Below are 14,973 nucleotides of genomic sequence, written 5' to 3'. Positions count from 1 at the left end.
GCCTATGGACCGCCGTCTTACTGGTTGCTTTGACGGTTGAGGAACCGTGGAATGTCGGGCGTCGATCCGGCATCGTCGCTCAATCCGGCATTCTTGTCGGAACCCCGCGTGAGACCGGCCATACGTTCGAACAGCGTTCCGCCAGAAGCGGCGCGCGGCGCGGCCTGAGGTCCTGGAGCCGGAGCGGGCGCAGGCTGTGCTTCAACTTCCTCTGCGCCGAGCAGCAGTTCATCCTGCGACGGGTCCTCATCCGAAAACACGGCAGCAGGACGCGCGGAGGCAGCCGCCGGGGCAGGCCGGGGCGCTGCGGCGGCCCGTTCCTCGACCGGCGCGGCGATCGGCGCAGGTTCGGGCGCGGCAGGCACATCGAGTTCGAGCGTTTCGGGCTCGGCTTCGGGAGCTGAAGCCGAAGCGGGCTGCGGAGCCGGACGCGATGCTGCGGCAGGAACGGCGACAGCCGGGCGGCTGGCGAAGCTGAACGGCTGGGTCAGCGGCGCGGCGCCGCCAGTCGCTTCGCTGTCGATGCCCGTGGCAACAACCGAAACGCGGATCTTGCCGTTGAGGCCGTCATTGAAAGCCGACCCCCAGATGATATTCGCATCCGGATCAACCAGTTCGCGAATGTGGTTCGCGGCTTCGTCGACTTCCATCAGGCGCATGTCGTCGCCGCCAACGATGGAAACGATGACGCCCTTTGCACCACGCATCGACACGCCGTCGAGCAGCGGGTTAGCGATCGCCTTTTCCGCCGCCTGAAGCGCACGGCCGTCGCCTTCGGCTTCGCCAGTACCCATCATCGCCTTGCCCATCTCGCCCATCACCGAACGGACGTCAGCGAAGTCGAGGTTGATGAGGCCCGGCATGACCATGAGGTCGGTGATGCCGCGAACGCCCTGTTGCAGCACCTCATCAGCCATCTGGAAGGCTTCCTTGAAGGTGGTGTTCGGGTTCGCGATCAGGAACAGGTTCTGGTTCGGGATGACGATGAGGGTATCGACATGCTTTTGCAGTTCCTCGATGCCACTCTCGGCCGACTTCATGCGGCGATTGCCCTCGAAGGTGAAGGGCTTGGTCACCACGCCGACGGTCAGGATGCCCTTGTCGCGCGCCGCCTTGGCGATGACGGGCGCAGCGCCGGTCCCGGTGCCACCGCCCATGCCGGCGGCGATGAAGCACATATGCGCGCCGTTCAGCGCCTCTTCGACCGAGACGATGGTTTCTTCAGCTGCCGCTTTGCCGATTTCCGGACGCGAACCTGCGCCCAGACCTTCGGTGATCTGCGGGCCAAGTTGAATACGGCGCTCGGCGGGCGAGGCGTTCAGGGCCTGCGCGTCGGTGTTGGCGACGATGAAATCCACGCCCTCAACCGACGCGGCGATCATGTTCGCGATGGCGTTGCCGCCCGCGCCGCCTACGCCGATCACCGCGATGCGAGGCTTCAACTCGTCCACATGCGGTGGGCTGATCTCAATGCTCATAAATTCTAGCTCCCTCCAGCTTCGGCGACATGAGCGAAACTGTCATCGAAAGTTAATGCAACAGAAAATAGCGTATTTCACTAGCAAAGTTCGTCTGGCTTTAGATTTATTCAATAGTTTGTCTTCATCGCCCGCACCATCCGCTGCCACCATTGGGGCGCGTTGATACGATGAACGGTCTGCGGCGCAGGCGCTATCGTTCTAAGATCAACCGGGTTTGATGCGCCGTAAAGCGCCAGACCGGCCAGCGTGGCGAAGGCAGGCCCGCTGTGCGCCTCCGGCAGCGCAGCCAATCCACGGGGCCTGCCGATCCGCACGGCCCGGCCTAACGCGCCTTGAGCATAGTCGGCAATGCCCTTCATTTCCGCGCCGCCGCCGGTCAGCACGACCTGACGCCCCGTCGGCGTATTGAAGCCCATGCCCGCGAGCGCCGCGTTGATTTCCGTCATCAACTGGTTCAGCCGCTCGCAGATGACGGCGACCAGCGCGGCCCGCGTGATCTTGCCGCCGTCCGCGTTCGGGCCAGCGCTCTGCCCCGGCACAGCCACGTCTCCATGGGGCGCCGCGATCTCAATCATCTCCCGGAAGTCCCGGCGGTTCTGCATTGCCGAACCGTAAAAACATTTGATCCGCTCGGCCTGGCTGCGGCGAATGCCGAATGCAGAGGCGATATCATCCGTAATGTCCGACGCGCCGATCGGGATGCTGTGCAGGCCGACCAGCATACCGCCTGCGTAAAGCGAGACATTGGTGACGCCTGCGCCCAGCTCCACCAAAGCGACGCCGAGGTCCCTCTCCTCCTCCGACAGGCAAGCAAGTCCCGTCGCAATCGGAGAAGCAACGATCGAATTGACGTTGAGATAGGCCCCACGCACGCACAGGTCGAGATTGGCGAGCGGCGCGCCATCCGCCAGCACGACATGGATATCGACGCCCAACAGGTCGGCATGCATGCCAAGCGGCTTCTTCACCGGCACCTTGCCGTTGATCGTGAAGCAGGTGGGCTGGGCATGAAGGACGACCCGCCCATCGGGATCGATGCCCTGCTGGCCCGTCGCGAGCAGATCATCGATATCGGGCTGCTCTACGCGATAGCCGCCCATATCGCGCTCGACCGTCACAACGTCGCTGACGAGGCTTCCGCCAGAGAAGCTGACCCACACATCCTCAATGTTGGTGCCCGCAACGCGTTCCGCCTGCTCGACCGTTTCGCGTACCGCCAGTTCGGTGCGCTCCATGTCGGCGATGAAGCCCCGCCGTACACCACGGCTTTCCCGTTGGCCCGTGCCCAAAATGGCCAATTCACCCGTTTCGGTCCGGCCAGCAATAAGCGCGGAAACCTTCCACGATCCGATGTCGATCGCGGTGACGAGCTTATCGACCTTGGGCTGGCCCATGCGCGTCAGCCTTCCTCGCCCTGAGGCGCGGCGGGAGCACTTACTTCGGCTTTATCGCTCACCTGGTTCTGCGGCAGGCGCAGGATGAAGCGATCCGGGTCGCGCATGTCGAACTTCACGATGCCGCGGCCCAGCAGGCGGTTGACGCCGTCCATGCGCGCGAAATTGACGAGCGCGGTCGCAGAGGCCCTGTCTCCTTCAGGCAGCGAAAGCGTTTCGCCGGACTGAAAGCGCAAATCCCAACGGCGGTTCCCGACCCAGGTCGCACCGGCCAGCATGGGCTTTAGCGCGGGCGCGTTTTCCATAAGCTTGTTGAGGCCCGCAGTCTGGCGGTTCGCGTCGGGGCCGACGACCAGCGGCAAGTCCGGCATCGCATCCGTAGACACGGATTGAAGCACCACGCCCTGAACGTCGATCAAGTGCAACTGCCCATCATGCTGCCACACAGCGACCGGATCGCGCTCCACAATATCGACCACCAGCGTGTCCGGCAGGCGGCGCGAAATGCGCGCGTCCTTGACCCAACCGAGCTTCAGCATTTCGTCGCGCACCTTGGGCAGGTCGAGCGACAGCATGGAGCGGTCTACCTGACCCAGCGCGATATTATAGACTGGCAGTTCGTCCATGCGCTCGACGCCGCGCACTTCGACCTTCTGAACCTCGAAACCGGCATTGGCTGCGACCTCCGCCGCCTTCTGTCCGGCCATTGCGGGCACGCCCAGCAGCATGGCGATGCCACCGACGGCGGCGATGACGATGCCCACGATGGCCCAGCTCGCCATGCGTTGCAGCGTGTCTTCGCTGACTGGAAGTGCATGAAGCATGCGACCAAACCAGGAACGACGCTTGCCCGGCTTGCCCCGACCCGATCCATTGCGGCCGCGAGGTCCACCCGCACCCGTCAGACGCGCCGTGCTTCCCCGCCGGATGCGTGCTTCAGCCATGCCCTGCCCCCTTAGCGCCCTGTTTCTGCATCAGCGCATCCTCGACAATACGCTCGACCAGCTCGGCATAGTCAATGCCCAGTTTCGCCGCCTGCTCCGGCACAAGGCTGAGCGGCGTCATGCCGGGCTGGGTGTTCACTTCCAGCAGGTAGAGCCCCTCTACCCCCTGCGTATCGTCCCAGCGGAAATCAGAACGCGAGGCACCCTTGCAGCCCAGCAACTGGTGCGCGCGCAGGGCGATCGCCTTGCACGCTTCGCCGATTTCGTTCGGGATTTCGGCGGGGCAGACATGCTCGGTCATGCCGTCCGTATATTTGGCGTCGAAATCATAAAAGCCGCTCTTGGGACGGAGTTCCGTGACCAACAGAGCCTCATCGCCCAGCACGGCGGTCGTCAGTTCCCGACCCCGGATATAAGGCTCGGCAAGCAGTTGATCGAAATGCTGCCAGGGGCCTTCAACATCACGGCCGATGGGCGATCCGTAATTGCCGTCCTGCGTCACAATGGCAACGCCGACGGAGCTGCCTTCGTTGACCGGCTTCACCACATAGGGGCGCGGCAGGGGATCGGCTTCGAACAGGCTGGCGCTGTCGACGATGTGGCCGCCGGGCATCGGGATGCCTTGGGGGACCAGCGCCTGCTTGGTCAGTTGCTTGTCTATGGCGATCACAGAGGTGGCGAGGCCCGAATGGGTGTAGGTGAGGCCCATCAGGTCCATCATGCCCTGTACCGTGCCATCCTCGCCCGGCACGCCATGAAGCGCGTTGAACACAACATCTGCCTTCGTTTCCGCCAACCGGGCGGCGACGTTGCGGTCCATGTCGATCCGCGTGACCTTGTGCCCACGCGATTCCAATGCCTTTGCAACGCCTTCGCCGCTCATCAGCGACACCGGGCGCTCGGCGGACCAGCCTCCCATGAGGACGGCGACATGCCAGGGGCCACGGGTCATTGGTAGAACTCCAGAACAAAAATATCCGTCATCTCAGCGAAAGCTGGGAAGGAGGAAGGAGATCCCAGCTTCCGCTGGGATGACGAGAAGGCGGAGAGGGTCACTTCTTCACTCCCACGCGCTGGATCTCCCATTCAAGCTCGACGCCGCTCTTTGCCTTCACCCGGCGGCGCACTTCCTCACCCAGCGCCTCGATGTCGGCGCTGCTGGCGTCGCCAAGGTTGAGGAGGAAGTTGGTATGCTTTTCCGAAACCTGCGCGCCACCCAATTGCAGTCCCCGGCAGCCCGCCTCATCGACCAGAGCCCAGGCCTTATGACCGTCCGGATTCTTGAAGGTCGATCCGCCGGTCTTGCTGCGGAGCGGCTGGCTTTCCTCGCGCGCTGCGGCAATGCGATCCATTTCGGCCTGAATAGCGGCAGGATCACCCGGAACACCCCGGAACACGGCGCTGACCACCACCGCGCCTTCGGGCAGGCTGCTATGCCGATAGGTGTAGCCTAAGGCGTCAAGCGGCAGCGTCACCCGCTCGCCGGAGCGTAGCACCACGTCGCATTCGACCAGAATGTCGCGGGTTTCACGGCCGTAGGCGCCGCCATTCATTCGCACGAAACCGCCCACTGTGCCGGGGATCGAGCGCAGAAACTCAAGCCCAGCGATGCCCGCGTCCCGCGCGGTCGAGGATACGAGGATACCGGACGCCCCTCCCCCACAGCGGAGCGAGGTGGCGTCGATCTGCTCAACCTTTGCGAAGGGCTTGCCCAGACGCACGACGACGCCCGGAACGCCGCCATCACGCACGATCAGGTTAGAGCCAAGACCAAGCGCCATGACCGGAATCGCCGGATCGAGATGCGCCAGGAACTCCGACAAATCATCGGCATCCTTGGGCTCGAACAGCCACTGCGCGACGCCGCCCGCCTTGAACCAGACGAGTGGAGCCAGCGGGGCGTCAGCCTTCAGCGACCCGCGAACCTGAGGAAGGGGCGCCACTGTCGTGGTCAACCCGATGCCCTCAGCGCCAAGGTTTGAGGCAGGCTCATCAGGCGGCTTCTTTCGCGGCGACGGCTGCGGCCAGACCGGCCGCCCACTTGGTGATGTCACCCGCGCCAAGGCAGATGATCATGTCGTCAGCCTGAAGATCGTCAGCGATCACGCGGGCCAGATCGTCCGCGCCCTCGACCGTAGCGGCGTGGCGATGCCCCCGACGCTTCAGGCCCGCGACAAGCTCAGCACTATCGACACCTTCGATCGGCTGCTCGCCCGCTGGATAGACTGGGGCCGCATAGACGATGTCGGCATCGTTGAACGCCTGCTGAAATTCATCCATCAGGTCACGCAAGCGCGTGAAACGATGCGGCTGGACGACAGCTATGACGCGGCCTTTCGCACCCTCGCGCGCAGCGGCGAGCACGGCCTTTATCTCGACCGGGTGGTGGCCATAATCGTCGATGACGGTCGCGATCCCCCGCCCCGCTGGAATCTCTCCGACTTTGGTGAAACGACGCTTCACCCCGCCGAACTTTGCGAAACCCGTCTGGATCGTCGCGTCATCGATGCCCATTTGCAGGGCCACGCCGATCGCCGCCATGGCGTTCAGTACATTGTGGCGGCCGGGCATCGGCATCTCAATGCCTTCGATCCGGCGGAGCGAGCCGTCGCGCTCGCGGATTTGCACATCGAAGCGGTTGCCACCGGGGATCGGCTGCACATTTTCGCCGCGAATGTCGGCCTGGGCCGAGAAACCATAGGTAACGATGCGCCGGTCCTGCACACGCGGCAGGATCGCCTGCACCTCCGGATGGTCGAGGCAGAGCATCGCCGCGCCGTAGAAGGGCACATTTTCGACAAACTCGACAAAGGCGTCCTTCACCTTGTCGAAGCTGCCATAATGGTCGAGATGCTCGGGATCGATGTTGGTGACGACCGCCAGCGTGCCGTCAAGGCGCAGGAAGCTGCCGTCGCTCTCGTCGGCCTCGACAACCATCCAGTCGCTTTTGCCAAGGCGAGCGTTGGAGCCATAGCTGTTGATGATGCCGCCGTTGATGACGGTCGGATCCACCCCGCCAGCGTCCAACAGCGCCGCGACCATCGAGGTCGTCGTGGTCTTGCCGTGGGTGCCCGCGACCGCGACGGTGGACTTGAGCCGCATCAACTCGGCCAGCATTTCCGCGCGGCGGATGACGGGCACACGCTTTTCCAGCGCCAGATCGACTTCCGGATTGCCCTTCTTGATCGCGGTCGACGTCACGACCACGGCGGCGTCGCCCAGATTTTCAGCCTTGTGGCCGATCATCACGTCGATGCCCTTCTTGCGCAGCCCTTCGACGACATAGCCTTCGGCTACGTCGGAACCCTGAACCTTGTAACCCAGATTGTGCATCACCTCGGCGATACCGGACATGCCGATGCCGCCGATGCCGATGAAATGGATCGTGCCGATGTCGGTGCCGACACCCTTCATGCTTGATATCCCTTATACAAACATCCGTTCGCCCTGAGCTTGTCGAAGGGCTCTACTTCTTTAAAAGAAGGAATGGGCTTCGACAGGCTCAGCCCGAACGGGGAGAGGTTGGTGTTCTTCATGCGGGCACGCCCTGCAAATTCAGGCTGGTCGGGATCGGGCCGACCTTCAAAGGATCGTTCATGATCGGCGCGGGGCCGATGCTTTCCAGCAGATCGGCCATGTCACGCGCCGCGTTGGGACGGCCACAGGCGCGGGCGCGCTTGGCCGCGTTCTGAAGCGCACCGGGCTCCATCGCCATCTTCTGCATCTGCTTGGCGAGTTCCACGGCGGTGAAGCGCGACTGCGGAATAGTCCGCGCGCCGCCTGCTTCCGTCATCTCACGCGCGTTGACGGTCTGATGATCATCCATCGCGCTCGGCAGCGGGACGAGGATGGCGGGACGACCTGCACAAGTCAGTTCCGCCAGCGTCGATGCGCCCGCGCGCGCAATTACCAGATGCGACCAACTCAGCTTTTCCGGCACATCATTGAAATAGGTCGCCAAATCCGCCGGAATCTCAAGGTCGGCATAGAAGCGCCGAACCCGCTCGATATCCTCGGCCCGGCATTGCTGCGTCACCTGCAAACGGCGGCGCAGGCTGAGCGGCAACATGCCAAGGCCATCCGGCACCACCGACGAAAGGATGCTGGCGCCCTGACTGCCGCCGATCACGAGCACGCGGAAGACGCTTTCGTCTGTCAGCGCCGGGAATTCCTCGTCCCGGAGCGCCTTCACTTCCTCACGAACCGGATTGCCGACCAAGTGGACCTTGCCCGCATATTTGTCGCGCAGGCGCTCAACCTTCGGGTAAGCCGTAGCGATCGCATCGACGCGGCGGGCGAGGAAGCGGTTGACGCGGCCCAGCACGGCATTCTGTTCGTGGATGGCGGTCGGGATGCCGTCCGCCAGTGCACCCAACAGCGCGGGCATGGCGGGATAGCCGCCAAAGCCGACGACGGCAGTGGGACGGAAGGTCTCGTTCAGGCGACGAGCCATGGCGCGGCCTGCGAGAATGGCCTTAAGCGCGCCCAGCCAGCTTTTCGGGTTCTTCGTCATGCGCCCGGCGGGCAGGACATGGACCTGCGCGCGATCGAAGATGCCGGGGATCTTGGCGCCGCGCTCGTCCGTCACCAGCGCGACATGATGGCCGCGCGCCATCAACTCTTCCGCAACCGCATGCGCCGGAATCATGTGACCGCCCGTCCCACCCGCGGCGAGGACGAAGTGACGGGAAATGCTCATCGACCACTCCATTTGACGACGGTATGCCGCCCCATGAAGGGATTGCGCCGTGTGAACGCAAGCAGCAGGCCGACCCCGATACAAAGGGCCAGCATAGAGGAGCCGCCATAGCTGATAAAGGGCAGCGTCATGCCCTTTGAAGGAAATATCTGGGCATTGACGCCCATGTTGATGATCGCCTGCAACCCGAACTGCGTTGTGAGTCCCGCTGCGGCCAGAATCGTGAAATTATCATCCTCATCCAGCATGCGCAGCAGGACGCGAACAACGATCGCCAGATAGACGCAGGCGATGCCGATACAGGCGAGCAGGCCGAACTCTTCGCCGATCACAGAGAAGATATAGTCGGTATGCGCTTCGGGCAGGCGGAATTTCTCCTGGCCGCCCCCCGGCCCAACCCCGGTGAAGCCGCCATGGGTGATCGTACGGAACGCCAACTCCGTCTGGTCCGGCCCCGTATCCTGCGCGACGCCGATGCCAAGGAAGTCATTGATGCGCTGACGGCCATTTTCGTAGAACATGTACATGGCGATCAGGCCAGCCAGCGCCACGCCGCCCATCATGCCAATGAACCGCATTGACACACCGGACAGCAGCAACAGGCAGCCCCAGCAGGCAAGGAAGATGACCGTCTGGCCAAAGTCCGGCTGCTTCATCAGGATCGCCGCAATCAACAGCGTCAACACGCCGGTCAGCGGAATGACCGGCAAGGACATGTCCTTGCCCCGCAGTGAAAGCAGCCATGCCATGGAGACGACATAGACAGGCTTCAGAAACTCCGAGGGCTGGAAGCGAAATCCGGGCAGGTCGATCCAGCGCCGCGCGCCGTTTACGGTCGATCCCAGGATCGGCACGCACAGCAGCATCACGATGAAGAAGGCCGTCATGAACATGGCCAGCCGCCTGGCCTGTTGGCGGGGCAACATCGATATGACGAGCATGATCGGCAGGCCGATGAAGACCCACATAAGCTGGCGATAGAAATAGATGAGCGGCGTGACGGATACGCTGCTGGTCGAACGATCGATCGCCGCCACGGGCGACGCGGCCGCGACCGCGACCAGCCCGATCGCCATCAGCGCGACGATCAGCGAGAGGAGAACGCGATCAATCTCCCAGAACCAGATGGCCAAGGCCGTGCGTTCGCGCGGAACGGTGCGGTTCTTGAACCCCTTCACCAGTTCGCCTGCCCTGAACATCTTATCTGTCGCCCCTTCTTCGCCCCTGCGCCGCCCTTAACCGTCCAGGCCCCCTTCTTCCAGCGCCGCGACCGCGGCGACGAAGGCATCGCCTCGCGCCTCGAAATCCCGGAATTGGTCGAAACTGGCACAGGCTGGCGAAAGCAGCACAACGTCGCCCGGCTGTGCTACACGCGCCGCGCGGCGAACGGCGGCCGATAGCATCTCGCTATCATCCACCGCCATATGATCTTTGAGCAGGTCGGCGAACATATGACCCGCTTCACCGATGGTGTAAGCGGCAGCGACATTGCCGAACCATGGCGCGCATTCGTCCAGATTATCGGTCTTTGCCAGACCCCCGACTATCCAGTGCAGGCGTGGACGACCTTCGACCGGGGGATAGGCCGCCAACGCGGGCGCGGTGGAGGCAGGATTGGTCGCTTTGCTGTCGTTGACGTAAAGAACGCCGTTCAGCTCCTTCACGCGCTGCATCCGGTGCGGCAGGCTGGCATAGCTTTGCAGCGCGGCCTCGATTGTCGCTTCATCGATGCCCAGCGCGCGCCCGACGGCGAGGGCTATCGCTGCGTTCTGCGCGTTGTGCGGCCCCTGAAGCGACGGCCAGTTCGCCTGCGCGGCGGGATCGATGTCCCCGGCCTTCACCTCTACCCGTCGAGCGCCCGGCTGAGCCGCGATGGATCGGCTCGGCTCGTCCTCAGTCGCGATCACCGCGACATGATCAGCTGACTGCATGGAGAACAGCCGAGCCTTGGAAGCGACATAGCCTTCAAAGCCATTATAGCGATCAAGATGATCCGGCGTGATATTGAGCAGCACCGCCACATCGCAGTCGAGGCTTTGCGTCAGATCGATCTGATAGCTGGACAGTTCCAGCACATAGATGCCGCCTTCCGGCAGCGGCTCCTGCCCCAAAATGGGCAGACCGATATTACCGCCCATGCGGGTCGGGATACCCGCCGTTTCTATGATGTGGTGAACGAGCGCGGTGGTGGTCGACTTGCCGTTGGTGCCGGTAATACCGACCACCCGATGTGCGGGAAGTGTCGGACGGGCGAGCGCGAAAAGCTCGATATCGCCGATGATGGGCACGCCTGCGAGCTTGGCATGCATGGCGATCGGATGTTTGTTGAGCGGCACGCCGGGAGAAACGACAACGCCGTCAAAGCCCGCGAGGTCGATCTCCAGCGGGTCCGCCAGTTCGGCCTTGTCCGCGACGGCCGCGCGTGCTTCGTCCCGATTGTCCCAGGCGACAACGCGGGCACCGCTGGCCACAAGTGCCTCTACGGTCGCCAGTCCAGACCGGGCTAGGCCAAGCACCGCATAGGTTTTGCCAGCGAAGGCGGAGGAGGTAAGGGTCATCCCGCTCACCGCAGCTTCAGCGTGGCGAGACCGGCAAGGGCCAGCACGAAAGAGATGATCCAGAACCGGATCACGACCGTCGGCTCGGCCCAGCCCAGCTGCTCGAAATGATGGTGGATCGGCGCCATCTTGAACACGCGCTTCCCGGTGCGCTTGTAGAAGAACACCTGGATGATCACGCTCATCGCCTCGACCACAAACAGGCCGCCGATCACGCCCAACACGATTTCATGGTGCGCGGTCACCGCGATGACGCCGATCGTGCCGCCAAGAGCAAGGCTGCCGGTGTCGCCCATGAAGACGGCGGCAGGCGGGGCGTTGAACCAGAGGAAGGCTAGGCCTGCCCCAATGATCGCACCGCACAATATGGTGAGATTGCCCGCGCCCGGCACATGCGGGATGCCAAGATAGGCCGCAAAGTCCGCGCGACCGACCAGATAAACGATCGCCATGAACGCCATGCAAGCGATGATAACCGGCATGGTCGCAAGGCCATCGAGACCATCGGTCAGGTTCACAGCGTTGCCGAACGCCACGATCACAAAGGCGGCGAAGAGGAAGTAGAAGGGGCCAAGCTCGATCGCCGGGCCATTATAGAATGGCAGGTAAAGCGCCGTATTCCCATGCTGGTTGACGATCAACCAGGCCGCTATGCCCGCAATCAGGAACTCGAACGCCAGGCGCATCTTGCCGGATAGCCCCTTGTGGCTGGCCTTCGTCACCTTGTCATAATCGTCCAGAAAACCGATCGCACCAAAGCCCAGCGTCACGAACAGGCATGCCCAGACGTAGATGGACGACAGGTCCATCCAGAGCAGCACCGATGTGATCATGGAGGTGAGGATCATCAGCCCGCCCATGGTCGGCGTGCCGCGCTTTGCCAGATGGGTCTGCGGACCATCATCACGGATCGGCTGCCCCTTGCCCTGCCGCACCCGAAGCCAACCGATGAAGCGCGGACCCAGCACAAGGCCAATGATGAAAGCCGTCGCAATCGTCGCGCCCGCGCGGAAGCTCAGATAGCGGATGAGGTTGAAAACCCCCGCGAAATCCATGGTCTGGGCGAGCCAGTAGAGCATCAGTTCCTATGTTCCCCAAGCGCGGCGACCAGGCGCGACAGGCCGATGCCGTTCGAGCCCTTTACCAATATGGCGTCGCCAGCGCGCATTTCCGTCCGAATGAGATTGGTGGCGGCCGCCGTATCCGGCACATGATCAAAGGCCAACTGCTGGCCATGCAGCGCCTCGGCCAGCGGTTTCATTTCATCGCCCACCAGAATGGCGTAGTCGACCTGACCGGCGGCAAGCGGCTCGGCGAGCCCGGCATGGAGTTCGTGGCTGCGATCGCCCAGTTCGCGCATGCCGCCCAGCACGGCGATGCGACGGCTCGCATTTTCCCTGCCCAACTGCTTGAGCGTGGCGGCCATGCTTAGCGGATTGGCATTGTAGCTTTCATCGATCAGCAGCGCTTCACCGCCTGTGACCGCGACAGACCGCCGCTCGCCACGGCCCGGCAGACCCGGCATTTCGGCGAGCGCCAGACCCGCAGCAGCCAGATCGCCGCCCAATGCCTCGACCGCCGCCAGCACGGCCAGCGCGTTGGAAACCCAATGTTCGCCGGGCGCACCCACGGTGAAGCAGAGTTCGGCGCTGGGCAGCGTAGCCGTGACCAATGTGCCGCCATTCGCCGCCGGAACCATATCACGCGCGCGCACATCGGCCTCTTCGTCAAAACCGAAGGTCAGGATGCGGGAGGCATGCTGCTCTGCCTTCGCGTAGAGCGTCGCGACATGCGGGCTGTCATAGGGGATGACCGCCGTGCCGTCGGGCTCAAGCCCTTCGAATATCTCCGCCTTGGCCTGCGCGATCTTCTCTTCGGTGCCGAAAAATTCGATGTGCGCCGGGGCGATGGCGGTCACGATGGCGACATGCGGCCGCACCTGCCGCGTCAGCTGCGCCAGTTCACCGGCATGGTTCATGCCCATTTCGAAGACGCCAAAGGCCGACGCACGGGGCATGCGCGACAGGCTGAGCGGCACACCGACATGATTATTATAGCTCTTGACCGAACGATGCACTTGACCCGAGCAAATGCGGTCCAGCGCTTGAAACAAGGCTTCCTTGGTGCCGGTCTTGCCGACTGACCCCGTGACCCCGACCACCTTGCCCTGCATGCGCGTACGCGAAGCGCGACCCAGCGCTTCCAGCGCAGCGGCACTGTCGGGGACCAATATATGAGGTTGAGAAACAGGTTCGCTGACGATCGCGCCAGCGGCGCCCTGGCCGAAAGCTTTGTCGATGAAATGATGGCCGTCCGTCGTCTCGCCCTTCATCGCAACGAACAAGTCACCATTCGTCACTTCGCGGCTATCGAAGGCGACGCCCGAAACGGCGAAGGGTGCCGAAGCGGCACCCCCTGTAGCCTGCGCTATTTCCTCGGAAGTCCAAAGCTCGCTCACCCAGCGCACTCCCGGGCAACAGTAACATCGTCGAACGGTAACACCCGATCGCCGATGATCTGCCCCTGTTCATGCCCCTTGCCCGCGAGCAGCACGATATCATCCCCTCCGGCCCGCGCAATGGCGGCGGCGATGGCGGCGCGGCGGCCACCGATTTCCTCCGCGCCCGACGCCCCCGCCATGACGGCGGCGCGGATGGCGGACGGATCTTCCGACCGGGGATTATCATCCGTGACGATGACATGATCAGCCAGCTCTGCGGCAACCTTGCCCATCTGCGGCCGCTTGCCAGCGTCGCGATCGCCGCCAGCGCCGAACAGCGCAATCAGCTTGCCGCGCGTATGGGGCCGCAGCGCTTCGATTGCGGCGCGCAGTCCATCGGGCGTATGCGCATAATCGACATAGACAGGGGCGCCCGCCTTGGTGATCACCGCGCGTTCCAGACGACCGCGCACAGGCTGAACCCGGCCAAGCAGTTCCAGAACTTTGGCCACATCCTCGCCACCGGCGATCACGAGGGCAGCAGCGGTCAGGGCATTAGCGGCCTGATAGGCTCCGATCAGCGGCAGGTTGACCTTGTAGAGCCTACCCCCAGCCTCGACTTCCAGCGTCTGGCCCAACTGGGTCGGGGTGCGGTTGGCAAGGCGCAAAGCCTGCCCCTGCACCCCGACGCTCAGCACACGAAGCCCCCGCTTCGTAGCTCGCTGGATGACCTTTTCGGACCATGCGTCGTCGGCCCAGACGACCGCCGCGCCGTCGGGCGCGACCACTTCGTCGAACAGCCGCATCTTGGCGTCGAAATAGCTGTCCATGTCGCCATGATAATCGAGATGATCGCGCGACAGGTTGGTGAAAGCGGCCGCCGACACCGGCAGGCCCTCCGTCCGATATTGCGCAAGGCCATGGCTCGAAGCCTCGAAGGCTGCGTGGGTAATGCCCTCGCGCTTCAAGCCCGACATGTTTGACAGGAACGTCACGATGTCCGGCGTCGTCAGCCCCGTCGACACCTGATCGACCGAGGTGGTGACGCCGAGCGTGCCGATCGAAGCGGAATGATGGCCCAGCATCCGCCATAGCTGGCGGGCCAGTTCCACGGTCGATGTCTTGCCGTTGGTGCCGGTGACGGCAACGGTTACCTCTGGGAAAGGTGCGAAATAGCGAGCGGCAAGCAAGGCAAAGAGGCGGCGGGGGTTGTCATGGGCGATATGGACCGCCCCCTCCACCTTCGCCTCTGGCCGCGCGACGACCGCAACAGCACCCGCGCGCACGGCGTCGGCAATAAAATTCTCGCCATTCACCCGCAGTCCCTGGAAGGCGCCAAAGACCGTGCCCGGCGCAACCTTCCGATTATCGATCGCGAAGCCCGACACCGAAGCGTCCATCGGCACCCCGGCGTCGAGCTTCACATCCAGCCCCTCGATAAGCGACCCGAGGCGCAT

Annotated in this window: 13 protein-coding genes; all 13 read right to left on the bottom strand. The window is 63.4% G+C overall.

The features are described 5' to 3' along the window. Positions 1–17 precede the first annotated feature (17 nt). Positions 18–1,478, bottom strand: coding sequence for a cell division protein FtsZ (gene ftsZ / locus ACZ5U1_RS01415; RefSeq protein WP_464779055.1), 1,461 nt, complete (start codon positions 1,476–1,478; stop codon positions 18–20). Positions 1,479–1,588: 110 nt separating this feature from the next. Then, positions 1,589–2,875, bottom strand: a complete 1,287-nt coding sequence (gene ftsA / locus ACZ5U1_RS01410; RefSeq protein WP_464779054.1) for a cell division protein FtsA — start codon at positions 2,873–2,875, stop codon at positions 1,589–1,591. A 5-nt stretch (positions 2,876–2,880) separates the two neighbouring features. After that, the gene (locus ACZ5U1_RS01405) at positions 2,881–3,819 is read right to left on the bottom strand and encodes a cell division protein FtsQ/DivIB (RefSeq protein WP_464779053.1); all 939 of its coding nucleotides are present in this window, start codon (positions 3,817–3,819) and stop codon (positions 2,881–2,883) included. Next, positions 3,812–4,771: a D-alanine--D-alanine ligase gene (locus tag ACZ5U1_RS01400; protein ID WP_464779052.1), complete on the bottom strand. Its 960-nt coding sequence runs from the start codon at positions 4,769–4,771 to the stop codon at positions 3,812–3,814. The genes ACZ5U1_RS01405 and ACZ5U1_RS01400 overlap by 8 nt, the downstream gene beginning before the upstream one ends. 100 nt (positions 4,772–4,871) lie before the next feature. Then, on the bottom strand, positions 4,872–5,762 hold the full coding sequence (gene murB, locus ACZ5U1_RS01395; RefSeq protein ID WP_464779933.1) for a UDP-N-acetylmuramate dehydrogenase: 891 nt from the start codon (positions 5,760–5,762) through the stop codon (positions 4,872–4,874). A gap of 49 nt (positions 5,763–5,811) precedes the next feature. Next, positions 5,812–7,233, bottom strand: a complete 1,422-nt coding sequence (murC, locus tag ACZ5U1_RS01390; protein ID WP_464779051.1) for a UDP-N-acetylmuramate--L-alanine ligase — start codon at positions 7,231–7,233, stop codon at positions 5,812–5,814. Next, on the bottom strand, positions 7,230–7,355 hold the full coding sequence (locus ACZ5U1_RS01385; protein ID WP_464779050.1) for a hypothetical protein: 126 nt from the start codon (positions 7,353–7,355) through the stop codon (positions 7,230–7,232). Before ACZ5U1_RS01385 ends, murC begins: the two co-directional genes overlap by 4 nt. Further along, positions 7,352–8,518, bottom strand: a complete 1,167-nt coding sequence (murG, locus tag ACZ5U1_RS01380) for an undecaprenyldiphospho-muramoylpentapeptide beta-N-acetylglucosaminyltransferase (RefSeq protein ID WP_464779049.1) — start codon at positions 8,516–8,518, stop codon at positions 7,352–7,354. The genes ACZ5U1_RS01385 and murG overlap by 4 nt, the downstream gene beginning before the upstream one ends. Further along, positions 8,515–9,717, bottom strand: a complete 1,203-nt coding sequence (gene ftsW / locus ACZ5U1_RS01375) for a putative lipid II flippase FtsW (RefSeq protein ID WP_464779048.1) — start codon at positions 9,715–9,717, stop codon at positions 8,515–8,517. The genes murG and ftsW overlap by 4 nt, the downstream gene beginning before the upstream one ends. 36 nt (positions 9,718–9,753) lie before the next feature. Continuing rightward, complete coding sequence (gene murD / locus ACZ5U1_RS01370) at positions 9,754–11,076, bottom strand: UDP-N-acetylmuramoyl-L-alanine--D-glutamate ligase (protein WP_464779047.1); 1,323 nt, start codon at positions 11,074–11,076, stop codon at positions 9,754–9,756. Between the two features lie 5 nt (positions 11,077–11,081). Continuing rightward, the gene (mraY, locus tag ACZ5U1_RS01365) at positions 11,082–12,155 is read right to left on the bottom strand and encodes a phospho-N-acetylmuramoyl-pentapeptide-transferase (protein ID WP_449471341.1); all 1,074 of its coding nucleotides are present in this window, start codon (positions 12,153–12,155) and stop codon (positions 11,082–11,084) included. Next, positions 12,155–13,534, bottom strand: a complete 1,380-nt coding sequence (locus ACZ5U1_RS01360; protein WP_464779046.1) for a UDP-N-acetylmuramoyl-tripeptide--D-alanyl-D-alanine ligase — start codon at positions 13,532–13,534, stop codon at positions 12,155–12,157. Before ACZ5U1_RS01360 ends, mraY begins: the two co-directional genes overlap by 1 nt. Next, entirely contained in the window at positions 13,531–14,973 is a 1,443-nt protein-coding gene (locus ACZ5U1_RS01355; protein WP_464779045.1) for a UDP-N-acetylmuramoyl-L-alanyl-D-glutamate--2,6-diaminopimelate ligase, read from the bottom strand. The genes ACZ5U1_RS01360 and ACZ5U1_RS01355 overlap by 4 nt, the downstream gene beginning before the upstream one ends.

This window comes from Sphingobium sp. TomTYG72, from assembly GCF_055394715.1.
This window is presented reverse-complemented; position numbering and strand designations above follow the sequence as displayed.